Here is a 23,654-nt window from a genome sequence, read left to right on the forward strand (position 1 = left end):
TATGGCTATTTCATTAGTTGAAAATGGAAAGAAGAAAGAAGGCTTTATCGACTTCACGCCTTATTTCAACAAAATCAAGCACAAGCTGATTTGGTGCCTGGTGGTGGTCGTGGTGGCTGCGGCGGCGTCGTGGATCCTGACGCGCTTTATGTCATCCAGCTATACGGCAACCGCAACGGTGCTGTTTAAAGCGCAGTCGCAGGATGTAACCCCCCTGCCGCGGCTGGAAAACTACGATTCCACCCGCAGCGATTACTATGAAACCAAATACGCGCTGATGGGCTCCCGCGTGGTACTGGAAGCCGCAGTGAAAGCGCTAAAGCTGGATCAGGACCCGGAATTTAACGGCGGGGATAAGCTTGATGAGGCCGCGCGCGTCAATAATGCCGTGCGCGCCCTGCAAAAAAACCTGACCATCTCCGGCGTGCGCACCACGCAGCTGGTATCCGTTTCGATGGAGGCGAAATCGCCGCAAAAAGCCGCCGATATTGCCAACGGCGTGGCGCAGGCCTTTATCGATTACAGCCTGGCGCAGAAGCAGAAAATATTACTTCAGGCCCAGGGCTGGAACGAAAAAATGATGGACGATCTGCGCAATAAACTCGATCGCCAGAAAGCCGATATCGATGATTTTCTCAAACAGAACGGTCTGCTGACTTTTCGCAGCATGGATGGCTACGAAACCGAGCGCCTGGGGATCGTGATTAACCATCTGGCTGACGCGACCCAGCGCCGTTTGAAAGCGCAAACGGTATGGGACAAAGTGCGCCGCCAGCAGGGAAAAGCGCCGGAAGCGATCATCTCACTGCCGGAAATTTCCGGTCATCCGCAGATTCAGGATCTGCGGATCGCGCTGATCCAGACGCGACGTAACTTATCGGAAGCGGCAAAACACTATGGCCCTAAGCATCCGAAATACCTCCAGGCTCAGGCCCAACTGCAGGTCGTTAACGGACAAATAGGCCAGGTGCTGGGTGAACTGCTCAATGGGTTACGTCAGCAGTATCAGATTGCGCTGGACGATGAGCAGCACTATCAGCAGATGCTCAACGATCAGAAAGCCGACTTCCAGGCGCTGGGCGCTAAGCGCGATAAATACAACACCATGATGACCGCGCTGAACAAAACCGAAGAGCTGTATAAATCGCTGTATCAGCGGGCGAACGAGCAGAAGCTCTCCGAGAGCTTTTCGGTTCCTGATGAAGTGATCTACGATGCCGCCGTGCCGCCAAATCAACCGTCTAAACCGCAGCGCGGTCTGCTTATCGTGATGGCGACCCTGATGGCGCTGGCGCTGTACATTATGTACCTGATTGTCAGCACCGCGCTGGATAAAACGGTCAACAGCATCAGCGAACTTAAAGCTAAAACGGGCCTTGATGCCAGCGGTGAATTCCCGCAATTGCCTCAGGCGAACAGCGCGAAGCTGACGTTCCAGAACCTGCTGTATGCCGACATGATCCACAGCCTGCGCCTGGCGCTGCTCGGTCAGAATAATCATGGCGGGATGATACTGGTGACCTCGGCGCAGGCCGATGCCGGCAGCAGCCTGATTGCCGAAATGCTGGCGTGGTCCGCCGCTAAGTCAGGTAAAACACTGCTCATTGATGTGGACTACCTGGCAAGCGATGGGCTCTCCGCGCGCTATCCGCAGCATAAAACGGGCTTTAGCGAGCGTCTTGATGGCCGCAGCGCCGCGCCTCAGGCGGTGGTCCCCCTGGCCAACACGCTTGATTTTATGCCGCGAGGCGAGCTGAGCGACTCCGCGCTGCTGCTGTTCACCTCTGAGCGGCTCCCGGCGCTGCTGACGACGCTGCGGCAGACCTACGATTATCTGATTATTAATGCGCCTTCGCTCGGGCTGGCGCAGGACGCCCTGCTGCTGGCGCCGCACGTCGATATTACCCTGCTGGCGATCAACGCTGGCGAGCAGGCGTCGCGCATTCGCGACGCGCAGAATCGTCTGCAAACCGCCGCGCCTACGCCAGTCGCCACCATGCTTAACCGGGTTCAAGAAGAGAATCTGGAGACTCAGGAAGGCAAACGCCTGCCCGAGCGCGGCATGGGCGAACTGATTTCACCGAAGTAGCGATTATGAATTTAATTAAGAGTATTTCTTCAATCGCCAGCTCCTCGGTTCTTTCGCAGGCGATCGGCGCATTTTCCGTGTGGCTGATTTCCCATCGCTACGGCATGGCGGAAGTCGGACACTATGCGATGATCTACAGCAACGTGCTGATTGGCGCTCAGGTTTGCACCTTTGCGTCGCAGCTGCTGATCCCGCGCCAGGAGGAGCATGAGCTGGGGCAGAACGTAGTGTTTTGCCTGCTACAAAGCCTGATTCTGGCGCTGCCCTGGGCGGTCATCACCGGGCTGATTTTCCATCTCAATATTGCGTTTCTCTATCTGCTCACCTTCGGCTATGCGCTGGTTTTGATTGCCGAGAACCTCTCGCTGCGCGGCGGCAACTATCAGTTTCTGACCTTTCAGCGCATCGCCGTGTCGCTGGTCGTAGCGATAGCCCTACTGGCGATGCCGAATACCACGCTGTTCTATATCGCCTGGATGGCCGGTATTTTGCTGCTGCTCAGCCTCTGTCTGCTGCGCTTGTTCCGCTTCAGGACCCTGACGCCAGCGCATTTTTCTCCGCGCGCGAACGCTCTTTTTGCGCGTCAGCACTGGCAGCATCTCAGTCGCGTCGGCAGCGCGGAAGTGCTGGCGATGGCCAGCAATAACCTGCCGACGATGTTGATAAATGTCTGGTTTTCACCGCTGGTCGCGGGCTATTTCTCGGTGGTAAGCCGCTTCTGTTTATCTCCGGTGATGATTGTCGGTAACGCGGTGCGCAACTCCATCTTTTCAAAATGGTCGATGGATTTTCGCAACAGCACCTTTAACTATCCGGAGTACAAAAAGATTCGCCTGCTGCTGATGGCCGCGGCGCTGATCTGTATCCTTGGGATCTGGATTTTCTATCCGCTGGTTATGCGCCTCGGCTTTAGCCAGGAGTGGCTCAATTCCATTCCGACCTCACGCTATATGTTGCCCTATCTGTTCGCCGCGCTGGCCGTCAGTCCGCTGACCGTTATTGAGCTTATCTTTGGTTCTAAACGCTATTTTTTACGTATTCAGATAGAGCAGTTGCTGATCATCGCCGTCGCTTTTGTCGTTCTGCCTAAGTTGGGCCAGAGCTATGAGATAGCCCTGCTGACGTTCTCTCTTCTGACCAGCATTCGCTATCTGTTCATCCTGCTGAAAATGAACAAACGGGCGCTACAGCTCTCCCGGCAGGAGCAGAAAATATGCAGCTAAATACCGGCCGCTATCTGGAAGCATTCGCGCTGACGACCATCGTCTTCTGCGGCACGATTCAGTATTTCACCGGCGTGGCAGCCGTACTGTGGCTTCCTTTTTTCATGGTGCTGGTGATGGTGATTCTGCTGATGATGCAAAGCCGGGCGCAGCCGCTGGCGCTTAGCGCGCGTGAGAAGGTGGTGCTGGCGCTGTACCTGACTTTTATCATCCTCAGCCTCTGCGCCACGGTTTTACAATCCGGCATCGTCACCGCTATCGTCGGCTTTAAAAACGAACTGGCTCTGTCGCTGGTGATGTTTTGCATGCTGCTCGGCATGTTTCGCGAGTCGCAGCTGCATCGCCTGACACAGCTTTTTTACTGGCTATTCTACGTCCAGTTCCCGCTGGCTATCTATCAGGTGCTGGTAGTGGTGCCAAAACGCGTGGCGCTACGCGGTGAGGATGAAAAGTGGGATTCAGTGGTCGGCACGTTTGGCGGCGACCCGATGGGCGGCGGCAATACCGCAGCAATGGGGATGTTCTGCCTGCTGATTATGCTGCTGAAGGTGTCCGAATTTAAGCACGGTATCTGCTCATTCAAGTCGATGGCGGCGCATATCGTGCTGGCCTTTTTCCTCTGTGTGGTCGGCGAGGTAAAATTCGTGATTCTGCTGTCGCCGTTCTTACTGGCGCTGCTGTGGATCATGCCCGCTTACGTTAGCGGTATCAGTAAAGTCACCCTGCGCTCATTGATGATTATCGCCGCCGGCATGGTGGTATTAATTTTTGCCGCTATCACTATTCTGGCGTCCAACTACTCGTCGGCCTTCGGCGGAGATCCGACAAAAAGCGCGCTCTCGGTATTTATCGATTCCCTCGGCTATATCTTTGATACCAACTACATTATGGAAAGCGGCGAGCTCGGCCGATTTACCACTATTTTCTTCTGGCTCCAGCATAACGAACTTTTTGGCCCCGGCGGAATGCTGTTTGGTTACGGTCTGAACGCCACCAACAGCGGCAGTACCGTCTCCCCCGGCTATATTGGCGCCTGGTATCACCTTATTCTCGATTCCACCGCGCTGAGCATGCTGCTGTGGGAAGTCGGTATTATCGGGGTGATCTTATTTATCGCCATGATTGCTTCTATTCTCGTCGGTATGCGGCCGAAAGAGACCTTTTCCCGCTACGATCTTAAACGTGAAGATTTACAGCTGCTCAGCTCCGCGCCTGCATTTTACGTCTTTGCCATTGGCTGTTTGCTCAGTCTTCCCTACAGCCAGATCCTGATGATCATTCCCATGCTACAGTTTTTATTATGGCTGGCCCTCGGGGCGCTTATTGTCATTCATCGTTCTGTCCGTCTGAATTCCGGTACCCAATATGAATAAAACGCCATCAATTACCGTCAGCATTAAAACCCTCAACGAAGCGCAGGGTATTGAAAAAACGATCGACAGCGTCCGCAAGCAATTGCAGCCTTATCCGCATCAAATTATCGTCGCCGATAGCCTGTCCACCGACAATACCCGGGAGCTGGCCGTCGCCAAAGACGCGATGGTGGTCTGCCTCGATAACGCGAAAGATCGCTGCTGCGGCGTGGGTCATCAGCTGGGCTGGTTGTTCAGCGAAGGGGATTACCTGCTGCTGCTGGATGGCGATATGGAGCTGGAGCCGGGTTTTCTCGACACCGCTGTGGCTTTTCTCGAAACGCATCCCGAGTATGCGGGCGTGGCGGGCAGCGTCGAGATGGATGACGCCGCTAACTATGAGTTTAAATCGCGCAAGCAGCGTCTGCATCTTATCTATCCGCAGGGCGATACCGATCATCTTGGCGGCGGCGGGCTCTATCGCCGTTCAGCAATCGAGAAAATAGGCTATCTGACTAATCTGAACCTTCACGGTTATGAAGAAGCTGAACTGGGGATCCGTTTGCAGGCCGCGGGCTATAAGCTCCATCGTCTTGCCGCACCCTATTTTAGCCATGCATCCTATACCATGCCGACCTTCAAAATGCTGGCCTATCGCTGGAAGAACGGCTTTTTATGGGCGCCGGGTGAACTATTACGCAACTGCTGGGGAAAAAAGCATTTCCCCGCCGCGCTTAAGATTGTTCGCAACGAACTGATATTCACGCTGTATATCCTGATATTGATTATTTGCCTGCTGACGTTCAATCCCGGAGTGATTATCATCGCCCTGCTTCCGCTGCTGGCGTTTATCGCGCTGAAGGCGATTAAAAATAAATCGCTGCGCGACGGCGTCCAGAGCGTAATCAACTTATCGTTATTTTCCGCAGGCATGGTGCGAGGCGTCATTAACCCCGTTCGCGATCCGCTGAAACAGCCCGCCGTGACCGTCTCTAACCCAAAACATATCCAGACAGAACATGAAAATATTATTCGTTAATAAATTCTTCTTTATTAAGGGCGGAGCGGAAACCGTTTTTTTTCAGGAACGAGACGCCATGCTGCAAGCCGGCTATCAGGTTGTCGACTTTAGCATGCAGCATGCGGAAAATAAGCCTTCGCCCTGGGAGAATTTCTTCGTACATAACGTGGATTATCATCAAAGCCACGGCCTGACGGGTAAGCTCAAAGCGGGTATCGATTTTATCTACAACGCCGAGGCCTGCAATAAACTCAATACGCTGCTGCTGGAACAGCGCCCGGATATTGTGCACTTTCACAATATCTATCATCAGCTGACGCCCGCATTGATTGGCGTCGCTAAACGCTTTGGCTGCAAAACGGTACTGACGGCGCACGATTATAAAATCGTTTGTCCATCTTACACCATGCTGCGCGATGGCCACATCTGCGATGACTGTCTTACCGGTTCGGTGAGCAATGCCTTTCGCCATCGCTGCCAGCAGGGAGACACCTTTAAAAGCCTGCTGCTCTCGCTTGAGGCCTACTGGCAAAAGTTCGCGCAAAATTACGCCATGCTCGATTGCATTATCGCTCCCAGCGAATTTATGCGTCAGACGCTGCTGCGTAAATTACCCAGGTCGCGGATCGATGTGATCGTCAACGGTATTGATGCCAGCACCACGGTCCCGGGCGATACTACGGGGGATTATTTCCTCTATATCGGCCGCTTGAGCCGTGAGAAAGGCGTGGCTACCCTGGCGCTGGCGCAGCAAAAAATGCAGCAGTCCATGCCGCTGAAAATTGTCGGCGATGGCCCTCTCGGCAGCGACCTGCGCGCCCACTTTAGCGGTCCGGAATTTCTCGGCTATATGCGCCATGGAGAAGCGCTCAACGCGCTGATTCGCGGCGCGCGAGCGGTGATCGTCCCTTCCGAATATTATGAAAACTGCTCGATGTCGGTGCTGGAGGCGATGGCGTTCGGCCGCCCCGTCGTCGGCGGCAATATCGGCGGTATTCCGGAGCAAATTCGCGATGGCATTGATGGCTATCTGGTGGAACCCGGAGATGCCGACGCGCTGGCGCGCATCATGGATAGCCTGGCCGCCAATCCTCAGCAGGCGCGTGAAATGGGCATTAACGCACGCCAGCGGTTAGAGGATAAATACGATCTCGCCCGGCATATGCAGGTTCTGCAGGAACTCTATCAGCAGCTTGTGGGGGAAGCGAAATGAAGCTTAAAGTGACGGTGCTCGGCACCCGCGGTATACCGAACGTCCAGGGCGGCGTGGAGACCCATTGCCAGAATTTGTATCCCGAAATCTATCAACAGAATCATGCTGATATCTGCGTCATTGCCCGCTCGCCGTACGTCGACTACCGCCGTAGCGAATATAAAGGCGTACAGCTGAAAAGCCTGTGGGCGCCCAAAAGCCGCAAGTTCGAAGCCATTATTCACTCTACGCTGGCCGCCTTCAGTACCCTGTTCGACGGTTCAAATGTCGTGCACGTTCACGCGGTCGGGCCTGGCCTGGTGGTCCCGCTGCTGCGCCTGCTCGGCAAACGCGTCGTTTTTACCCACCACGGCCCGGACTATGACCGGCAGAAATGGGGGAAAATGGCGAAGGAGATGCTGCGCCTCGGTGAAAAATGGGCGGTGAAATATGCCAACGAGGTCATTGTTATCTCGGAAGTGATTAATACGTTGATTCAGACCAAACATGGCCGTTATAACGCGAACGTGATCTATAACGGCGTGCGCCAGCCGCAGCTTCCCGCCGAAGAGGCCCGCCAGGCCACGCTGGATCAGTACTCTCTCAAAGCCGGGCAATACGTTGTCGCCGTCGCCCGCTTTGTTGAAGAAAAAGGGCTGCACGATCTGATTGCCGCCCACAAAGCCGCCAACTGCTCGCAGCCGCTGGTGCTGATTGGCGATGCCGATCATCCGGATGAGTATAGCGAGCGGCTGAAGAAACAGGCGGCCGCTACCCCGGGGGTGATCATGACCGGTTTTATTAGCGGCGATCCGTTGCATACCCTGTTCTCACAGGCCGGGCTTTTTGTTCTACCGTCTTACCATGAAGGGCTGCCTATTGCCCTGCTGGAGGCCATGTCCTGGTCACTGCCGGTTATCGTCAGCGATATCCCCGCTAACCTGGAGATTGGCCTGCCTGCCGGGGACTATTTCCCGGCAGGTGATGTCGCCGCGCTGGCGCAAAAGTTGCAGTCCTGGAGCGGCGAGGAGACCGTGGATTACAGCCAGTTAATGCCCAAATACCGCTGGCCGGACATTGCAGCGAAAACGGCTCAGGTCTATCAGCGATTAACGAATAAGAGTCAACCGTGACAAAATCAACATCCGACCTGGTCATCGAGCGCTTTTATTCCGCGCTTGACCCGGAAACAGAAGCCTCATTAACGCCGGAGCAGAAACGCGGTATCGAACAGGCGCTGGTGAGATCGAGCCTGGCGTCGCGCCATCGTATCGACTTTCGCCATAGCTTTCCGTTTCTGCATCGTCGCTATTTTGTAGTCTTTTTATGCGGTCGCGATCTGCGCAAAATTCCGCGAGAAAGCACGCTGCTCGGGCGTATATTTTCCACCCTGGCGATTACGTTTGCCGTACTGTTCGCCATTCTTGCCGTGCTGCTGGCGCTCTATATGCTTAAATCTGCGCTGGGTATCGATGTGTTTAAGAACTTCCACGTGGGTATCTGGACGTGGTTTGTAAACCTCCACGATAAAGTGAATTAACGATGAGCTCTTTTTCACTGCGCCGCGCCGCGCTGCTTTTGGCGCTACTGCTGGCCGGAGCCATACCCTCTGCAGCGGTACTGGCTGAACGTACGGTTGTCACCCCGCCGGCCTTCACCGGTCTGTTAACGAATCCTGGGATCGGCGTGGCCAGTTTCCACGATGGTTATGGTCAGAAGCCCTCTCTGAAAGAGTATCCGGACACCGGATTTGAATACGATCGCTTTTACTGGAGCGATCTGGAGCCTGAAGAAGGCGTCTATAATTTTGCGCCGATCGATCATGCCTTCAGCGTCGCCGCCCAACATCAGCCGGCAATGAACGTCGGATTACGTTTCATGGCGCTCGATGAGCCACAATCAGGCTCGAAAATCCCCGCCTGGCTTATCGCCAAAGGCATTCAGGGACAATGGGTCGAAAATGGCAAAACCTTTGTCCCGGATCTCAGCGATCCGACTTTTATCGCCTATGCGCAAAAGCTGCTTAACGCCCTCGGCGCGCGTTATGACGGCAATCCTGAACTGGCGTTTGTCGATATCGGCATGGTGGGTTCCTGGGGCGAATGGCATAACTCCAATTTCCCTGACGTCGCGCCGTTGATGGAAAAGTACACTCCGCAACAGCTCAATCGCTACGTTGATATGCACTTCAGCAGTTTCCCGAAAACGCCCAAAATTATGTTAATCAGCGGCGGCGACTCGCTGGCCTGGGCCAGCCAAAAGGGCGCCGGATGGCGCGCGGACTGCTGGGGAGACTGGCATAACTTTTCCCCGGAGTGGAGCCATATGCGCGATGACTATCCTCAACGCCTGGCCGCAGCGCAGACGGCATGGGCCGGTTTTAACACTGGCTGGCAGCACGCTCCCGTTAGCCTCGAAATTTGCGGTTATATGGCGGAATGGGAAAGCGTGCAGCACTATACCCGCGAGGAGGTTCAGGCCAGCTTTGACTGGGCATTAGCGCAGCACGCCAGTACCCTGAATCTGAAATCGCGTCCGGTACCGGCCGCCTATCGCGATATCGTTGATAACGCATTATTGCGTATCGGCTATCGCTACCGGGTGAGCCGGCTGGAATTTGATACGCCCGTGCGTAGCGGCACTCCGCTTACGCTGAATGTTACCTGGCGTAACAACGGCGTCGCTCCAGCCTATCTCCCGTGGCTTGTACAGTGGCGAATAGTGAATGATGCGGGCACGACGATGACGCAAGTCCGTACGTCGGACGATGTTCGCCAGTGGCTGCCCGGCGACCATCAAAGCAACGTCACGCTGCCGCTGCCTGCGGGCCTGCCTGACGGCCAGTACCGCCTGGAAGCGGCGCTGACCAACCATCAAAATCTACCGCGTATACAACTTGCTAACGAAGGTCAAACCGGTGACGGATGGTATTCACTGGCTTCGTTTAACCTTAAGGAATAACCATGTTTGAGGCTATCAGGCTGGTCGGACGGGAAATCAAATCCTGCGGCGGCATTAAAGCGAAAATCGCGCTTCTGCTCTATCGTCTGGCAACGCTCTACCGCAGTCGTAACCCGCTGTGGAAGATCTGCGCAATTCCCTTCGTTATTCTCAATATCGTGATTAACGAGTGTTTATTTTGCATTGAGCTGCCGTGGCGAGCGCGCATTGGATATGGGCTGAAGCTGTTTCATCCGCACTGCATCGTTATTAATCGGGGAACGATCATCGGCCAAAATTGTACTCTGCGCCAGGGGGTCACTATTGGCAGCGTGACCGATAGCCAGGGTCAGGAAGGCAACAGCCCGCGAATCGGCGATAACGTAGAATTTGGCGCCCACGCCGTGGTGATCGGCGCGGTCACGCTAGGCGATAACGTCAAAGTCGGGGCAGGCACGGTAGTGACCAAAGATCTGGCCGCAGGCATGATTGCCGTCGGTCAACCCTATCGGGTATTAAACGGCAATTAGTGTGGGTTTGCCTGGGGACAAAACCCACGCTGGTAGAAACGCGGGTTTTATTGCTAGCCGGATGGCAACAGAAGGTTGACTCTTAGGCTCTCAGCTTAACCGGCTCGCTAAAATCATCAGCAGGTTCCAGCTTAAGGTTAAACGTTGCCAATAGCGCTTCGGCTCGTTGGTGAAAATCGCGCAGCGTCTTTTCGAGCTTTTCGGTGACTTCAGGATCGTCAATCGCGACCGGACGCCAGTCGCCTTCTTTATCGAATAATCCAAACTGGTAGCTATAGGTGAAGCGCGATGCCTGCGCTTCCATCTCCATCCACCATCCCCAGAACTCGCGTTTTTCAGGCGCCGGTTTTACGTTGACGCAAACTGCCAGGCAATCGAAAAAGAAGCGGTTGTCTTCACATTGCTCCTCACGGATGTAAGGGCCTAGCGCCGTGAATTTCTTAATCAGCTTACTCTTTAGGTGTCCACTCGGTAACGTCATTGCAATCTCCTTTGGTGATGCCATGACGTTACCAAATCGATAGAATTTAGCAATATATTAACTAAATCTATGGCTAATCCAGCGGGCGATCTGCCGCAGGGCGTGATCGAAATTGCGATAAACCGGATTGAACGGGATCTCCAGCAGCTTGCCGTCGGATGAGGATGAAGTGATCAATCGCGACTCCTCTTCCGGGCTGAACGGATCGTCTTTCCAGAAGCCCGAAAGCATTGGCGTAGGGCAGCGGCGCCCCAGCAGTCCCTGAACCTTCAGGGAGTAGCGGTTAAGCTCCACGCGCAGCGCTTCGTCGGAAGCATCGTGCATTCCCAGACGCGAAGCCAGAACGTCAAGATACATTTCCGGCACCCGTCCCTGATGCAGCGGATCCACCAGCAGGCCGTGCACCACCGGGCCCAGGCAGGCAACCGCCTTCAGGCGCTGAGATTCCAGATAGCCCAGCCGTACGGCAATGTTGGCGCCAAAACGGAAACCAAAGGCGGCCACGCGGGTATGATCGACCCATGGCACATTGGCCAGATGCTGCAGCACATACTGGTGCAGCATACTGGTATCCTGGGTCAGCTTGCATTTTGACGAGAAACCAATTGAAGGCATATCCACGGTCAGCATAGCGATGCCCAATGGCGCAAAATAGTTCTCATACAGGTTGTAATAATCGGTCTGGAGCGCGTCAAGGCCGCCGCACATCAGCACCGTCGGGAACGGCCCCTCGCCTGGAGGCATATGCAGGAACCCGGTGATCGGCGCCGCGCCAGGGATGGAAAACTCCAGCTCGCGCAGCTTGCCGGGCAGCCGCTGAGCCGCCTCTTCGTAAGCCCGGTATGCCAGCACCTGCGCCTGTTCCGCCAGCTCATCGCCTTTAATGTGCGGATAGGCGGCAATGCTGTACAGGTTTGCCGCATGCAGCCAGTGGCGGCCGCTGATGAGCAGATCCTCTTCCTGGCCGGCCTTTTGCTGCCAGTCCATCGCCTGTTTCGCCCATTCAAAGATCCAGTTGCCGCCGCGATAGCCGACAACCGTATCGTAAAGCTCCGGATCGGTTCGCTCCGCATCGCTCATGACGATGCGCGCCTGCACGTCGAGGATTTCCTGCGGCGTCACGCCACGCCAGATCCACATCAGGCGATTAATCAATCGATACCAGTGATCAACGTTATTGCCGCTGAGCGCGGACTGGATCGGTTGCTGCGCTCCGGTATTGAACCGGCGCACCAGCGTAGAGGTTTCCGGATGTTTGAATCGGGGTTTAAACAGCGTTTCGCTAAGGTTAGCCTGGGACATGTGCAGCCTCCATCATGTTGCCACTGAAGCTATTGTAACCTGCGCAAGGGTAAAAAAAACCACGCCCGGCAAAACCGGGCGTGGTAATTAGCATTTATGCGGGAAATTAACGACCTGCGATAGGCGGTACGAACACCACGCCCATATCCCACGGCTGTTCAATCCAGGTATCCTGCGGAATATCAATAACATAATCGTCAACCAGCGGACGACCGGCCGGTTTTGCGAAAATAGTGACAAAATGCGCTTTAGGATACATTTCGCGGATAGCAACGGCGGTACCGCCGGTATCGACCAGGTCATCGATAACGATGAAGCCTTCGCCGTCGCCTTCTGCACGTTTCAGAACCGTCAGCTCACGCTGGTTATCGTGGTCGTAGCTTGAGATGCAAACGGTGTCAACATGACGAATACCCAGTTCACGCGCCAGTAGTGCTCCCGGTACCAGACCGCCGCGGCTAACGGCAATAATGCCTTTCCACTGTTCAACCGGCAGCAGGCGGGTTGCCAGCTTGCGGGCGTGAATCTGCAACATGTCCCAGGTGACGACGTATTTTTCGCTCATGTGAAGTGTCCCAGCCTGTGTAATACGGCTTAAATAATGTTCGAGGGGGAAAATGGTTGCGCGAGATTATAGAGATCTGACGCGCTAAAAACCAGCGTTAAGCGGCCACGACGACTCTTTTTACGTGGTTTACACTACCAGAGTACGCGGAAAGTGGTATTCTCAACCCCATCGCGCAAGCCCGGGCTTGTAGTGTATTTGATTGCTAACCCTCGATCTGCAAACGACTTTTGCAGATGATTGTAAGGAGACTCATCGTGTCTGAACTGTCTCAATTATCCCCTCAGCCGCTGTGGGATATTTTTGCCAAAATCTGCTCTATTCCCCACCCGTCCTATCACGAAGAACAGCTCGCTGAGCACATTATGGGCTGGGCAAAAGAAAAAGGCTTACACGCGGAACGCGACCAGGTTGGCAACATTCTGATTCGTAAAGGCGCCACTGCCGGTATGGAAAACCGCAAACCGGTAGTGCTGCAGGCGCACCTCGATATGGTGCCGCAGAAAAACAACGATACCGTTCACGACTTCACTCAGGACCCGATTCAACCTTACATCGACGGCGAGTGGGTCAAAGCGCGCGGCACGACTCTGGGCGCCGATAACGGTATCGGCATGGCTTCCGCGCTGGCGGTGCTGGCTGACGACAACGTTGTTCATGGCCCGCTGGAAGTGCTGCTGACCATGACGGAAGAAGCCGGCATGGACGGCGCCTTTGGCCTGCAGCCCAACTGGCTGCAGGCGGATATCCTGATCAACACCGACTCCGAAGAAGAGGGTGAAATTTACATGGGCTGCGCGGGTGGGATCGACTTCACCTCTGACCTGGCGCTGACCCGTGAAGCCGTTCCGGCCGGTTTCCAGAGCTTTAAACTGACCCTTAAGGGGCTGAAAGGCGGCCACTCCGGCGGCGAGATCCACGTCGGTTTAGGCAATGCGAACAAACTGCTGGCACGCTTCCTGGCGGGCCATGCTGAAGAGCTCGATTTGCGCCTGGTCGATTTCAATGGCGGCACCCTGCGCAACGCCATCCCGCGCGAAGCGTTCGCGACGGTAGCCGTAGCCGCGGACAAAGCGGAAACGCTGAAAGCGCGAGCGAATGAGTACCAGGAGATCCTGAAAAACGAGCTGGCGGCTAAAGAGAAAAATCTCGCTGTGCTGCTGGAGTCGGCGGAAAATGGCCAGCCTGCACTGACGACTCAATCTCGTGATACCTTTGTGCGCCTGCTTAACGCCACGCCGAACGGCGTCATCCGCAACTCTGACGTGGCAAAAGGGGTGGTGGAAACCTCTCTGAACGTCGGCGTGGTGACCATGACCAGCGACAACGTGCAGATTCACTGCCTGATTCGTTCGCTGATTGACAGCGGTAAAGATTACGTCGTGAGCATGCTGGACTCTCTGGGCAAGCTGGCCGGTGCGAAAACCGAAGCCAAAGGCGCCTATCCAGGCTGGCAGCCGGACGCCAACTCTCCGGTGATGCATCTGGTACGTGAAACCTATCAGCGTCTGTTCAACAAAACGCCGAATATCCAGATTATCCACGCGGGCCTGGAGTGCGGTCTGTTCAAGAAACCGTATCCGGAACTGGATATGGTTTCCATCGGGCCAACCATTACTGGCCCTCACTCTCCGGATGAACAGGTGCATATCGAAAGCGTGGGCCAGTACTGGACGCTGCTGACTGAGCTGCTGAAATCCATTCCGGCGAAGTAAGACAACAAAGGCCCACTCCTCAGGAAGTGGGCCTTTTCTTTATAACGACTCGCTCATTAACGCCCGCTAAACGTTCGCAGCGGATTACCGCGCTCAATCTGATGATGGAACATTCTCCGCTCAGACTTCAACGCCGCACTCTCATTCTGCCGCTGCTGTTCCAGCTTCCAGGCAATCAGCAGACGCGCCAGCCGTTTGTTCGCATGCTGACTCCGCTCCGACTGCACCTTTACGCTGATGCCGCTTGCCGTATGAATTGCGCGCACCGCGGAATCGGTCTTGTTCACGTGCTGCCCGCCAGGCCCGGAAGAGCGCAGCGTTTCAAAACGGATCTCGCTGGAGAGCATCTGTTCATCGCAGGAAAAGCGCCCTACGCCAACATACCAGTTTTTGCGCCCGTGATGCGGCCTGAACGGACTGGAAAAGACCCATTGCAAAGTGCCGCGCCAGCTTTCGCTGAAAGCAAACGCGCCGTCGCCATTCAGCGAAAGCAGAACAGAACGCAGGGTGCCGGCATGACGTCCTGGCTCACTTTCCAGCAGCGTCAGGGAAAGCCGCCGCTCTGCGGCTTCCTTTATGAGCCGCTCCAACGTCAGTTTCACCGCCAGACAGCATTCATCCGGCCCCTGAGCGGAAGAGAGTTGCAATAAAATCATGCGCTTTTCCCTCCGCTGGTTTTCAGCGTCAGCAGCGGACGCAGACGGGCGATCGGTTCGACCAGTCCGGCCTGCACCAGACAGTTAAGTACGCTTTCCACGGATTTATACGCCTGCGGCGCTTCTTCATAGATCAGCTGACGATCGCGGCAGATCACCCTGCTTCCCAGCTCGGTGCGCGCCAGCTGAGCCGGCGTATATTTGCCGGACAGGCGCCCTTTGCATTCGGTTCGCATCCATTTCCGCCCGGCGCCATGCGCCAGCGAATGCAGGGTCTCCTCGCGGGTAACAGGCTGCACCAGCCAGCTGTGGTCCCCGCGAGAGCCCGGGATTATCACCAGGCCCCGGTCGTCCGGCGTAGCCCCTTTGCGATGCAGCCAACCCTGCAGCCCGTCAACAGAACAGGACTCGACAAAGTTATGCGCGATATCCAGTACGCTCCGTCCGTCGGCCCGTATCTGTTGCAGGATGCGGGTGGCAATCAGATAACGATTCACGCGTGCAAAAGCCAGCGCATCATCATGTTCTGCCAGATAATCCCGAGCCGCAGCGCTACCTTCCGCCAGGCCATCGTGCGAAAAAGCCGCAATATGGCGCTGCAGTATGGATTGCCCGAGGCCGCGCGATCCGCTGTGCGCCAGCAGCAGCAGGCGCTGAGCATCAAGGCCGGCCTGCTGGAAACGGTCGTTATCCACAACCTGCTCCACCTGCTGCAGTTCAGCGAAATGGTTACCGCCGCCAATCGATCCCAGGGCGCTGCGCCAGGGATGGGTCAATAAATGTTCCGGCAGATGCTCGTCCAGCCAGCTTGCTTGCGCAACGTCCTCCATAGCGGACAGTTTCTTCTCAAACTTATCCGCATTGTATTTTCGCGCGAGGATATCCGTTTGCCACAGCGCCATGCCGCAGCCGATATCGTTACCCACCAGTGCCGGGTAGAGATGGTCCAGCGAGAAGAAGACTGCGCCGATGGGATAGCCGCGCCCGGGATGTAGGTCTGGCATTCCCACCACGCGCTGCATGTGGGGTAAATTTGCCGTCGTGTGTAATTGTTGGATCGCTAAACCTTCGATCCACAGATCGTCTGAACGAATATAAGAAATAGATTCAGACGTATAATGAACATTATTGCCCATATACCAATCCATATTAAAAAATAAATAAAGGATGTGGCAGACGTTACCAGGGCAAAAAAGAGAGTTATTCCTGGGAAGGCCTGCAAAGTGCGTTCTGGAAATCTGTATTCATGGCGAACCTCCTTTGCAGTTAATAAATAGGTGAAAGTGCGCGTATGGTAATCAGGCGTTAAATCTATTGTAAGCCGATTTGCCGCCGCATCAAATAATTAAGAAAACGTTCACCCCGCGCCTCCACTTCCTGTGGCTGAATAACCGTGAAGCCATGACGCGCAAAAAAGGGCTTTGCCGTAATACTGGCCTCTACCGTATAAATGCGCTCAGGAAGCTGCCTCAATAGCGTATTGAGCAGCGCGCTGGCGACGCCCTGGCGGCTATAGTCGGGAGAAACGAAGAGTAAATCGATATAGTCATCTACGGCGGTAATAAACCCGACCGGCGAGGCATCATTTATTGCCACCAGTACGCGTGACGCCGCGAGTTTTTGCCGCCAGCGGGCTTCATCAACCTGCGCCCAGGCGGCAATTTGCCGGGGGGAATAATCGGCGCTGGCTGTCTCTTTAACGGCGCGTAAAAATAGTGCGCATAGCGCCGGAAAATCCCGCTCTTCGTACATTCTTATTGTTAACATTGTTACAGTCCCAAAACGAGTTGTCGCTCCAGCTGCGGATCAAGCAGCGTCACATGTAGCCCCACCAGCCTGACTCCCCGACCTCCGCGCCGCTCGTGCCAGGCTTTATGCGCGGTGGAAATCAAATCATCTTTATTCAGCCGGGGCCAGACATGCTCCTGGGTCGTGAGCTGGAAATCATTAAACTTCAGCTTGACCCCCTGGCGAGCAATCCGCAAATCCGGTTTAACTTTCGCCAGGCGCCTTTCAAGTTCTGGATAGAGGTTCTCAATAATCGACTCACACTCCGCCCATTCGTGGATATCCTCTATCAGGGTTCGCTCAACCCCCACCGATTTGCGCTGGCGCTCGCTGCTGATTTCTCGTTCATCAATGCCGTGGCTGCGTTCCCACAATATTCGCCCGAATTTACCAAAGCGCTTGAGCAACATTGCCAGATCGCTGTTCTGTACATCTTCGCAGGTTCTCAGGCCCATGCTTTCCAGCTTCGCGGCGGAGACTTTGCCGACGCCCGGGATCTTCGACAGCGACAGCGTTTTGACAAACTCCGCTACCTGGTGCGGCGCAATGACAAACTGGCCGTCAGGTTTATTCAGATCCGAGGCGATTTTTGCCAAAAATTTTACCGGCGCAATGCCGGCAGAAGCAGTCAGATTGAGCTCGCGATGGATGGTCTCACGGATCTCCTGCGCCATCAGCGTTGCTGACCCCTGACAATGGACGCTGTCGCTGACGTCAAGATAGGCTTCATCCAGCGATAGGGGTTCGATTAACGAGGTATAGCGGGAAAAAATCTCCCGGATATGGTTCGAGGCCTCTTTGTAAGCGTCGAAACGGCCGGGAAGGAGCGTCAGGTGTGGGCAAAGTTTCAGGGCGGTGGCGGTAGGCATAGCGCTGCGCACGCCGAACTTACGCGCCGGATAGTTAGCCGTACTGATAACGCCGCGCTGTACCCGACTGCCGCCAATGGCGATAGGGATATCGCGCAGCGCCGGGTTATCACGCATTTCAACCGCTGCGAAGAAGCAGTCCATATCTACATGGATGATTTTACGCATAGCCAAACCTTAGACTGTACATGCATACAGTATAGCAAACTATGGCGAAATTTAATCTTTTTAAATCCACAACCTTAAAAAACGTGCTACAACATAAAAATGCAACAAATATGATTTATTTTTCATATAGTTATATTAATAAGTAAGGTAAAACCCAATCATGAAATCAATAGTAACTGCGCTCGGTTTACTTATTGCCAGCAGCGCCTGCGCAGCACCTCAGCTTATTGCTCATCGCGGAGGTACCGGCGATGCCCCGGAAAATACACTTCCAGCAATAAAACTCGCCCTGGAAAATAAGGCCGAGACGATCTGGATAACGGTGCAATTAAGCCAGGATGGCGTCCCGGTTTTATATCGTCCTGGCGATCTTTCCGCGCTGACTAATCATACAGGGAAAATCTCAAGCTATAGCGCAGCCGAACTGGCACGCATGGACGTGGGGTGGAAATGGGGCGATGAAACTCACCCCTGGCGCGGTAAAAATGCAACGATTCCCACGCTACAATCGGTGCTGGAACAGTGGCCGGAGACCTTCTTTTATATCGATATCAAATCGCCTGATGCCGACCCTGCGATAATGGCGGCTCGGCTTGGCGATGTGTTAAATAAAACCCATAGCCTCGCCCGCGTACGCGTGTATTCAACGGACGCTCGCTATATCGCAGCGCTACCAGAGTCAATTCCCCATTTCGTCAGCCGGGACGAAACGCGAACAAAGCTGGCGACCATTTCTCTTAGCCACCAGTGTCAGCCCACCAACTCACCAGGGGACGAGCACTGGTACGGCCTTGAGCTGAAACGCAAAGTAGAAGTCATCGAGAAGTTCACCCTGGGCGAAGGCGTATCGCCGGCCACACTCACCTGGGATAAAGAAGCGATGGACTGTTTCCGCTCACAGGGCAAAGCCCATATCATATTCTTCGGCATTAATAATGCTGATGATTTTCGTACGGCAAGCGAGCTTGGCGCCGACGGCGTAATGGTTGACTCACCGGCAAAAGCGAAAACGTGGTAAATCAAAAAAGGCCGCACGGTGCGGCCTGCTAGTTAAATGATGCGATCCTGATTGCGCTGCGCTTCGCGTGCCATGCGTTTTTTACGCGCATCGCAGGGCTCAGGGCAGTCGCAGACCTTTTCCAGACCCAGCGATGAGATCCCCCCGCAGCTGCCCTGGATAGTTTTTCGCTTGATCAGATACCCGAGCGACATTCCCAGAATAACCAGCGCGAAAATCACAAAGGTCGCGACAAATACCGTCAGCATCATTAGCCTCCAAAATCGTCGAGCATGATGTTTTCATCCTCAACGCCGAGATCTTTCAGCATTTTGATGACCGCGGCGTTCATCACCGGCGGCCCGCACATATAGAATTCACAATCTTCCGGCGCCGGGTGATCGCGCAGATAGTTTTCATACAGGACGTTGTGAATAAAGCCGGTATGACCGGTCCAGTTATCTTCAGGCTGCGGATCGGAGAGCGCCACGTGGAAGGTAAAGTTCGGATTTTCACGTGCCAGCTGCTCGAATTCGTCATCATAGAACATTTCTCGCAGAGAGCGCGCGCCGTACCAGAAGCTGATTTTACGCTTACTGTGCAGGCGCTTAAGCTGATCGAAAATATGCGAGCGCATCGGCGCCATCCCGGCACCGCCGCCGATAAAGACCATTTCAGCGTCCGTTTCTTTGGCAAAAAATTCCCCAAACGGCCCGGAAATCGTCACTTTATCGCCCGGCTTCAACGACCAGATATAGGAAGACATAATTCCCGGAGGCGCATCAGGTACCTGCGGCGGCGGGGTTGCGATACGCACGTTGAGCATGATGATGCCCCTCTCTTCCGGATAGTTAGCCATGGAGTAGGCGCGTAACGTAGGCTCTTTTACATCCGAGACATAGCGGAAGAGATTAAATTTATCCCAATCGCCGCGATACTCATCCGGAACGTCAAAGTCAGCATAAGCGACCTTGTGCGATGGACATTCGATCTGAATATACCCGCCTGCGCGGAACGGAACCGCGTCGCCGTCCGGCACGCGCAGCTTCAGCTCTTTGATAAAAGTGGCTTTGTTATCGTTCGAGATAACTTCACATTCCCACTTCTTAACGCCAAAAATCTCCTCCGGCAGCTCAATTTTCATGTTCTGCTTCACCGCGACCTGGCAGGCCAGGCGGCAGCCCTCTCTCGCCTCACGCTTGGTGATATGAGAAAGTTCGGTAGGCAGGATATCACCGCCGCCCTCTTTCACCGTCACCCGGCATTGGCCGCAGGAGCCGCCCCCGCCGCAGGCCGACGAGACGAAGATTCCGTTGCTGGAGAGCGTATTCAGCAGCTTGTCGCCCGCCGGAGTACGGATCTGTTTATCCGCTTCGTTATTGATTTCAATGACCACATCGCCCGCATTCACCAGCTTCGAACGCGCGGCCAATATCAGCCCGGATAGCACCAGGACGATCAGCGTGAACATCACTACGCCAAGAATTATTTCCATACTTTCCGCCCTTATAGCTGCACACCGGAGAATGACATAAAGCCCAGCGCCATCAGACCCGTGGTAATAAAGGTGATCCCTAACCCGCGCAGACCCGCAGGCACGTTTGCGTATTTCATTTTTTCGCGAATACCCGCCATCGCCACAATCGCCAGCAGCCAGCCGACGCCGGAACCAAAGCCGTAAACGATGGATTCGGTGAAGTTATAGTCGCGCTGTACCATGAAGGAGACGCCGCCAAAAATCGCACAGTTAACGGCAATCAGCGGCAGAAAGATCCCCAACGCGTTATAAAGCGTCGGGAAGTACTTATCGAGGATCATCTCCAGAATTTGTACCAGCGCGGCAATCACGCCAATAAAGGTGATGAAGTTCAGAAAGCTTAAGTCAACGCCTTCCACCAGCGCGCCGTCGCGCAGCACGAGGTTATACACGAGGTTATTGATCGGTACCGCCAGTCCGAGTACGACCGTTACCGCAACGCCGAGACCGAAAGCGGTTGAGACCTTTTTCGACACGGCGAGGAAGGTACACATTCCCAGGAAGAAGGCCAGCGCCATGTTTTCAACAAACACGGCGCGGACAAACAGGCTAATGTAGTGAGCCATGGTCGGTTACTCCTTTTCCTGCTGTTCAGGCTTCCAGCTGCGCACCGCCCAAATCAACAAACCGATAATGAAGAACGCACTGGGTGCCAGAAGAAACAGACCATTTGGCTGATACCAGCCGCCGTTCTGCACCGTTTCCAGCACGGTAATACCGAATAGCTTACCACTGCCGATCAGCTCTCTCAGGAAACCGACGATGATTAGGATCGCCCCGTATCCCAGACCGTTGCCAATACCGTCCATAAAGCTCGCCAACGGCGGCGACTTCATGGCATAGGCTTCGGCGCGCCCCATCACGATACAGTTAGTGATGATCAAACCGACGAAAACCGAAAGCTGTTTCGAGATCTCATAGGCAAACGCGCGTAGCACCTGATCGACGACGATAACCAGCGAAGCGATAATCGCCATCTGTACAATGATGCGCACGCTATTCGGAATGTGGTGGCGAATCATGGAGATAAACATGCTGGAGAATGCCGTAACCAGCGTCACCGCAATAGTCATTACAAAAGCGGTCTCCAGCTTGGTGGTCACCGCCAGCGCGGAGCAGACGCCCAGTACCTGCAGAGTGATAGGGTTATTAGCGATAAGCGGCCCCACCAGCACGCGCTTCATTTCTTTCATGTCGCCCAAATCAGCCATTATTCAGCTCCCCTTCTCGCACCTTTTGCAGGAATGGGCCAAAGCCCAGTTTGCCCATCCAGAAATCAAAGCTATGCTGCACGCCGTTTGACGTCAGCGTTGCGCCCGACAGGCCATCAACGGCGTGCAGGTCGCCAGGACGCGCGCCGCCTTTGACGATTCTCAGCGCAGGCATCCCTTTATCATCAAGCACCTGTTTACCGACGAACTGCTGGCGCCAGTTGGGGTTTTCAATTTCCCCGCCCAGCCCCGGCGTTTCGCCATGATCGTAATAAGTGATCCCTTTTACCGTACGGCCATCGGTTTCCAGCGCCACAAACGCGTACATCACCGACCACAGACCGTTGCCGTAAATAGGGAGTACGACTTCCTGAATCTGCTGTTTTTCATCACGCACCAGATATATTTCGGCGATATTACTGCGGCGTTTAATACCCGCCGGATCCTGGCTGGCTTCCAGCTGCAAGCTCTGCTGCGGATCTTTCAGGGCCTGGGCCTGATTAAATTTGCTCGGGTCTTTATCCAGCAGCTCCCCGCTAGCGAGATCGACTAATCGTGGAGAGATGCGGGCCTTAAAAATATCGGCCACTTCATCTGCGCTCATTCCCTGCTTCATCAGACCAGCAACCGCCAGGATATTGCGCTGTTTATCAAGCGCGCGCTGCTCCTGCTGGCGTGATTTTAGCCCCACGGCAGAACCGGCGACCACGATTGAGCAGACCAGACAAAGCACCAGCACCACCAGCAGCGTTTTGCCGATGCTATCGTTACTTTTATTCTCAGCCACGCGACTTCCTCCGCTTAATATTGGCCCGCACCACCAGGTAATCGAACAGCGGCGCAAAGAGGTTGGCGAAGAGGATCGCCAGCATCATCCCTTCCGGATAGGCCGGGTTGACGACGCGAATCAGGACGCACATCACGCCGATCAGCAGGCCGTAGCTCCATTTACCCTTATCCGTAAACGACGCGGACACCGGATCCGTCGCCATAAACATCATGCCGAAAGCAAAACCGCCGAGAACCAGATGCCAGTACCACGGCATGGCAAACATCGGGTTGGTATCAGAGCCAATGAAGTTAAACAGCGTCGCGGTAGCCACCATGCCGAGGAATACCCCAGCGACAATGCGCCAGGAAGCCACGCGACCGAAAATGATGATGGCGCCGCCGATCAGAATCATCAGCGTCGAAACCTCGCCAATCGAGCCCGGAATATTGCCGAGGAAGGCATCCATCCAGCTTACCGGCTGTCCGCTTGTGACATTAACCAGCGATTCACCGCCGCCGCTAGCCCACTGGGACAGCGGCGTCGCGCCGGAAAAGCCATCCGCTGCGGTCCACACCAGATCGCCGGAAATTTGCGCCGGCCAGGCAAAGAACAGAAAGGCCCGCCCCGCCAGCGCCGGGTTGAGAAAGTTACGCCCGGTTCCGCCAAAGATCTCCTTGGCCATGACGACGCCAAACGTGATCCCGAGCGCAGCCTGCCATAGCGGCAGCGATGGCGGTACAATCAGCGCGAACAGGATTGAGGTCACGAAGAAGCCTTCGTTTATTTCGTGCTTACGCACGATAGCAAACAGGACTTCCCAGAACCCACCGACAAGAAACACGGTGATGTAGATAGGCAGGAAAAATACCGCACCCAGCGTCATCATACTGAGCCAGCCGGCATCAGCGGTGAAGTTTACCCCCAGCCACTGGGCAATGCTGTAGTGCCAGTTCCCGGCGATGACCTGCTGCAGCTGTTCAGCGCTATATAATTTAGCCAGCGCCGGTATGGTCTGCAGACCAACGTTATACATTCCCCAGAACATCGCCGGGAAAACGGCGAACCACACCAGTATCATCATCCGCTTAAGGTCGATGGCGTCTCTGACGTGCGCCGCTCCGCGCGTCACCTGACCGGGTGTATAGAACAGGGTCGCCGTCGCTTCGAACAACGGGTAGTATTTTTCCAGCTTGCCGCCGTGCGTAAAGTGCGGCTCAAGTTTGTCAAACAGTTGCTTTAAGCCCAT

24 protein-coding genes are annotated in these 23,654 nt (G+C 54.9%); 11 read left to right on the forward strand and 13 right to left on the reverse strand.

From position 1 onward, the window contains the following. Nucleotide 1: 1 nt before the first annotated feature. Genes ABLV12_RS06570 through ABLV12_RS06610 form a run of 9 tightly spaced genes read left to right on the forward strand, consistent with a single transcriptional unit; the run spans nt 2 to nt 10,347 of the window. A complete protein-coding gene (locus ABLV12_RS06570) occupies nt 2-2,089 on the forward strand; it encodes a polysaccharide biosynthesis tyrosine autokinase (protein WP_348866926.1) in 2,088 nt (695 codons plus the stop codon). Nucleotides 2,090-2,094: 5 nt separating this feature from the next. Further along, nucleotides 2,095-3,312, forward strand: a complete 1,218-nt coding sequence (locus ABLV12_RS06575; protein ID WP_049094098.1) for a capsular biosynthesis protein — start codon at nt 2,095-2,097, stop codon at nt 3,310-3,312. After that, nucleotides 3,303-4,685 carry a capsular biosynthesis protein gene (locus ABLV12_RS06580; RefSeq protein WP_108704181.1) on the forward strand — a complete coding sequence of 461 codons (1,383 nt, stop codon included), beginning with the start codon at nt 3,303-3,305 and terminating at the stop codon, nt 4,683-4,685. The genes ABLV12_RS06575 and ABLV12_RS06580 overlap by 10 nt, the downstream gene beginning before the upstream one ends. Then, nucleotides 4,678-5,703, forward strand: coding sequence for a glycosyltransferase (locus tag ABLV12_RS06585; protein WP_004099199.1), 1,026 nt, complete (start codon nt 4,678-4,680; stop codon nt 5,701-5,703). Before ABLV12_RS06580 ends, ABLV12_RS06585 begins: the two co-directional genes overlap by 8 nt. Further along, nucleotides 5,684-6,898, forward strand: a complete 1,215-nt coding sequence (locus ABLV12_RS06590) for a glycosyltransferase family 4 protein (RefSeq protein WP_348866927.1) — start codon at nt 5,684-5,686, stop codon at nt 6,896-6,898. Before ABLV12_RS06585 ends, ABLV12_RS06590 begins: the two co-directional genes overlap by 20 nt. Next, nucleotides 6,895-8,010 carry a glycosyltransferase family 4 protein gene (locus ABLV12_RS06595; RefSeq protein WP_004099196.1) on the forward strand — a complete coding sequence of 372 codons (1,116 nt, stop codon included), beginning with the start codon at nt 6,895-6,897 and terminating at the stop codon, nt 8,008-8,010. The genes ABLV12_RS06590 and ABLV12_RS06595 overlap by 4 nt, the downstream gene beginning before the upstream one ends. Further along, nucleotides 8,007-8,417, forward strand: coding sequence for a hypothetical protein (locus tag ABLV12_RS06600; protein ID WP_004110797.1), 411 nt, complete (start codon nt 8,007-8,009; stop codon nt 8,415-8,417). Before ABLV12_RS06595 ends, ABLV12_RS06600 begins: the two co-directional genes overlap by 4 nt. Nucleotides 8,418-8,419: 2 nt before the next feature. Next, nucleotides 8,420-9,838 carry a DUF4832 domain-containing protein gene (locus tag ABLV12_RS06605; protein WP_348866928.1) on the forward strand — a complete coding sequence of 473 codons (1,419 nt, stop codon included), beginning with the start codon at nt 8,420-8,422 and terminating at the stop codon, nt 9,836-9,838. Between the two features lie 2 nt (nt 9,839-9,840). After that, a complete protein-coding gene (locus ABLV12_RS06610) occupies nt 9,841-10,347 on the forward strand; it encodes a serine acetyltransferase (protein WP_004099190.1) in 507 nt (168 codons plus the stop codon). 82 nt (nt 10,348-10,429) lie between these two features. On the opposite strand, the gene crl is transcribed toward ABLV12_RS06610, so the two are convergent. The 3 genes from crl to gpt form a co-directional block, all read right to left on the reverse strand. After that, entirely contained in the window at nt 10,430-10,828 is a 399-nt protein-coding gene (gene crl / locus ABLV12_RS06615) for a sigma factor-binding protein Crl (RefSeq protein ID WP_004099188.1), read from the reverse strand. Between the two features lie 57 nt (nt 10,829-10,885). After that, nucleotides 10,886-12,130: an esterase FrsA gene (gene frsA / locus ABLV12_RS06620; RefSeq protein WP_004099186.1), complete on the reverse strand. Its 1,245-nt coding sequence runs from the start codon at nt 12,128-12,130 to the stop codon at nt 10,886-10,888. 106 nt (nt 12,131-12,236) lie between these two features. Further along, nucleotides 12,237-12,695, reverse strand: a complete 459-nt coding sequence (gene gpt / locus ABLV12_RS06625) for a xanthine phosphoribosyltransferase (RefSeq protein ID WP_004099178.1) — start codon at nt 12,693-12,695, stop codon at nt 12,237-12,239. A gap of 257 nt (nt 12,696-12,952) precedes the next feature. Between gpt and pepD the strand changes: the two genes are divergently transcribed. Next, nucleotides 12,953-14,410 carry a cytosol nonspecific dipeptidase gene (gene pepD / locus ABLV12_RS06630; protein ID WP_004110787.1) on the forward strand — a complete coding sequence of 486 codons (1,458 nt, stop codon included), beginning with the start codon at nt 12,953-12,955 and terminating at the stop codon, nt 14,408-14,410. Between the two features lie 56 nt (nt 14,411-14,466). Here pepD and prfH read toward each other — a convergent pair whose 3' ends face one another. The 4 genes from prfH to dinB form a co-directional block, all read right to left on the reverse strand. Then, entirely contained in the window at nt 14,467-15,066 is a 600-nt protein-coding gene (prfH, locus tag ABLV12_RS06635; RefSeq protein ID WP_004099175.1) for a peptide chain release factor H, read from the reverse strand. Beyond that, nucleotides 15,063-16,202: an RNA ligase RtcB family protein gene (locus ABLV12_RS06640; RefSeq protein ID WP_348866929.1), complete on the reverse strand. Its 1,140-nt coding sequence runs from the start codon at nt 16,200-16,202 to the stop codon at nt 15,063-15,065. Before ABLV12_RS06640 ends, prfH begins: the two co-directional genes overlap by 4 nt. A gap of 175 nt (nt 16,203-16,377) precedes the next feature. Continuing rightward, a complete protein-coding gene (locus tag ABLV12_RS06645; RefSeq protein WP_004099173.1) occupies nt 16,378-16,833 on the reverse strand; it encodes a GNAT family N-acetyltransferase in 456 nt (151 codons plus the stop codon). 2 nt (nt 16,834-16,835) lie between these two features. Then, nucleotides 16,836-17,891 (reverse strand): DNA polymerase IV, encoded by a 1,056-nt coding sequence (gene dinB / locus ABLV12_RS06650; RefSeq protein WP_017146578.1) that lies wholly within the window; start codon nt 17,889-17,891, stop codon nt 16,836-16,838. A gap of 160 nt (nt 17,892-18,051) precedes the next feature. Between dinB and ABLV12_RS06655 the strand changes: the two genes are divergently transcribed. Then, the gene (locus tag ABLV12_RS06655; RefSeq protein ID WP_325905366.1) at nt 18,052-18,909 is read left to right on the forward strand and encodes a glycerophosphodiester phosphodiesterase family protein; all 858 of its coding nucleotides are present in this window, start codon (nt 18,052-18,054) and stop codon (nt 18,907-18,909) included. Nucleotides 18,910-18,941: 32 nt separating this feature from the next. Here the strand turns inward: ABLV12_RS06655 and nqrM are convergent, their stop codons facing one another. Genes nqrM through ABLV12_RS06685 form a run of 6 tightly spaced genes read right to left on the reverse strand, consistent with a single transcriptional unit; the run spans nt 18,942 to nt 23,654 of the window. Continuing rightward, the gene (gene nqrM, locus ABLV12_RS06660; protein ID WP_004099168.1) at nt 18,942-19,157 is read right to left on the reverse strand and encodes a (Na+)-NQR maturation NqrM; all 216 of its coding nucleotides are present in this window, start codon (nt 19,155-19,157) and stop codon (nt 18,942-18,944) included. 2 nt (nt 19,158-19,159) lie between these two features. After that, nucleotides 19,160-20,383: an NADH:ubiquinone reductase (Na(+)-transporting) subunit F gene (nqrF, locus tag ABLV12_RS06665; protein WP_004099166.1), complete on the reverse strand. Its 1,224-nt coding sequence runs from the start codon at nt 20,381-20,383 to the stop codon at nt 19,160-19,162. Between the two features lie 11 nt (nt 20,384-20,394). Further along, nucleotides 20,395-20,991 carry an NADH:ubiquinone reductase (Na(+)-transporting) subunit E gene (nqrE, locus tag ABLV12_RS06670; protein ID WP_004099164.1) on the reverse strand — a complete coding sequence of 199 codons (597 nt, stop codon included), beginning with the start codon at nt 20,989-20,991 and terminating at the stop codon, nt 20,395-20,397. A gap of 6 nt (nt 20,992-20,997) precedes the next feature. Beyond that, complete coding sequence (locus ABLV12_RS06675; protein WP_004099162.1) at nt 20,998-21,636, reverse strand: NADH:ubiquinone reductase (Na(+)-transporting) subunit D; 639 nt, start codon at nt 21,634-21,636, stop codon at nt 20,998-21,000. Next, entirely contained in the window at nt 21,629-22,423 is a 795-nt protein-coding gene (locus ABLV12_RS06680) for a Na(+)-translocating NADH-quinone reductase subunit C (protein WP_004099160.1), read from the reverse strand. Before ABLV12_RS06680 ends, ABLV12_RS06675 begins: the two co-directional genes overlap by 8 nt. Continuing rightward, nucleotides 22,416-23,654 (reverse strand): NADH:ubiquinone reductase (Na(+)-transporting) subunit B, encoded by a 1,239-nt coding sequence (locus ABLV12_RS06685; protein ID WP_004099158.1) that lies wholly within the window; start codon nt 23,652-23,654, stop codon nt 22,416-22,418. Before ABLV12_RS06685 ends, ABLV12_RS06680 begins: the two co-directional genes overlap by 8 nt.

The organism is Klebsiella sp. CN_Kp100 (assembly GCF_040065315.1).
Taxonomy (GTDB): Bacteria; Pseudomonadota; Gammaproteobacteria; order Enterobacterales; family Enterobacteriaceae; genus Klebsiella; species Klebsiella oxytoca.

What these genes read in the sequence shown, in the direction of transcription:
- dinB (WP_017146578.1), bottom strand. Translation starts at nt 17,891, where the DNA reads ATGCGTAAAATCATCCATGTAGATATGGACTGCTTCTTCGCAGCGGTT.
- ABLV12_RS06685 (WP_004099158.1), bottom strand. Translation starts at nt 23,654, where the DNA reads ATGGGCTTAAAGCAACTGTTTGACAAACTTGAGCCGCACTTTACGCAC.
- ABLV12_RS06655 (WP_325905366.1), top strand. Translation starts at nt 18,052, where the DNA reads ATGAAATCAATAGTAACTGCGCTCGGTTTACTTATTGCCAGCAGCGCC.
- nqrM (WP_004099168.1), bottom strand. Translation starts at nt 19,157, where the DNA reads ATGCTGACGGTATTTGTCGCGACCTTTGTGATTTTCGCGCTGGTTATT.
- ABLV12_RS06575 (WP_049094098.1), top strand. Translation starts at nt 2,095, where the DNA reads ATGAATTTAATTAAGAGTATTTCTTCAATCGCCAGCTCCTCGGTTCTT.
- crl (WP_004099188.1), bottom strand. Translation starts at nt 10,828, where the DNA reads ATGACGTTACCGAGTGGACACCTAAAGAGTAAGCTGATTAAGAAATTC.
- ABLV12_RS06675 (WP_004099162.1), bottom strand. Translation starts at nt 21,636, where the DNA reads ATGGCTGATTTGGGCGACATGAAAGAAATGAAGCGCGTGCTGGTGGGG.
- ABLV12_RS06590 (WP_348866927.1), top strand. Translation starts at nt 5,684, where the DNA reads ATGAAAATATTATTCGTTAATAAATTCTTCTTTATTAAGGGCGGAGCG.
- ABLV12_RS06610 (WP_004099190.1), top strand. Translation starts at nt 9,841, where the DNA reads ATGTTTGAGGCTATCAGGCTGGTCGGACGGGAAATCAAATCCTGCGGC.
- ABLV12_RS06595 (WP_004099196.1), top strand. Translation starts at nt 6,895, where the DNA reads ATGAAGCTTAAAGTGACGGTGCTCGGCACCCGCGGTATACCGAACGTC.
- ABLV12_RS06645 (WP_004099173.1), bottom strand. Translation starts at nt 16,833, where the DNA reads ATGTTAACAATAAGAATGTACGAAGAGCGGGATTTTCCGGCGCTATGC.
- ABLV12_RS06640 (WP_348866929.1), bottom strand. Translation starts at nt 16,202, where the DNA reads ATGGGCAATAATGTTCATTATACGTCTGAATCTATTTCTTATATTCGT.
- frsA (WP_004099186.1), bottom strand. Translation starts at nt 12,130, where the DNA reads ATGTCCCAGGCTAACCTTAGCGAAACGCTGTTTAAACCCCGATTCAAA.
- gpt (WP_004099178.1), bottom strand. Translation starts at nt 12,695, where the DNA reads ATGAGCGAAAAATACGTCGTCACCTGGGACATGTTGCAGATTCACGCC.
- nqrF (WP_004099166.1), bottom strand. Translation starts at nt 20,383, where the DNA reads ATGGAAATAATTCTTGGCGTAGTGATGTTCACGCTGATCGTCCTGGTG.
- prfH (WP_004099175.1), bottom strand. Translation starts at nt 15,066, where the DNA reads ATGATTTTATTGCAACTCTCTTCCGCTCAGGGGCCGGATGAATGCTGT.
- ABLV12_RS06605 (WP_348866928.1), top strand. Translation starts at nt 8,420, where the DNA reads ATGAGCTCTTTTTCACTGCGCCGCGCCGCGCTGCTTTTGGCGCTACTG.
- ABLV12_RS06585 (WP_004099199.1), top strand. Translation starts at nt 4,678, where the DNA reads ATGAATAAAACGCCATCAATTACCGTCAGCATTAAAACCCTCAACGAA.
- nqrE (WP_004099164.1), bottom strand. Translation starts at nt 20,991, where the DNA reads ATGGCTCACTACATTAGCCTGTTTGTCCGCGCCGTGTTTGTTGAAAAC.
- ABLV12_RS06570 (WP_348866926.1), top strand. Translation starts at nt 2, where the DNA reads ATGGCTATTTCATTAGTTGAAAATGGAAAGAAGAAAGAAGGCTTTATC.
- ABLV12_RS06580 (WP_108704181.1), top strand. Translation starts at nt 3,303, where the DNA reads ATGCAGCTAAATACCGGCCGCTATCTGGAAGCATTCGCGCTGACGACC.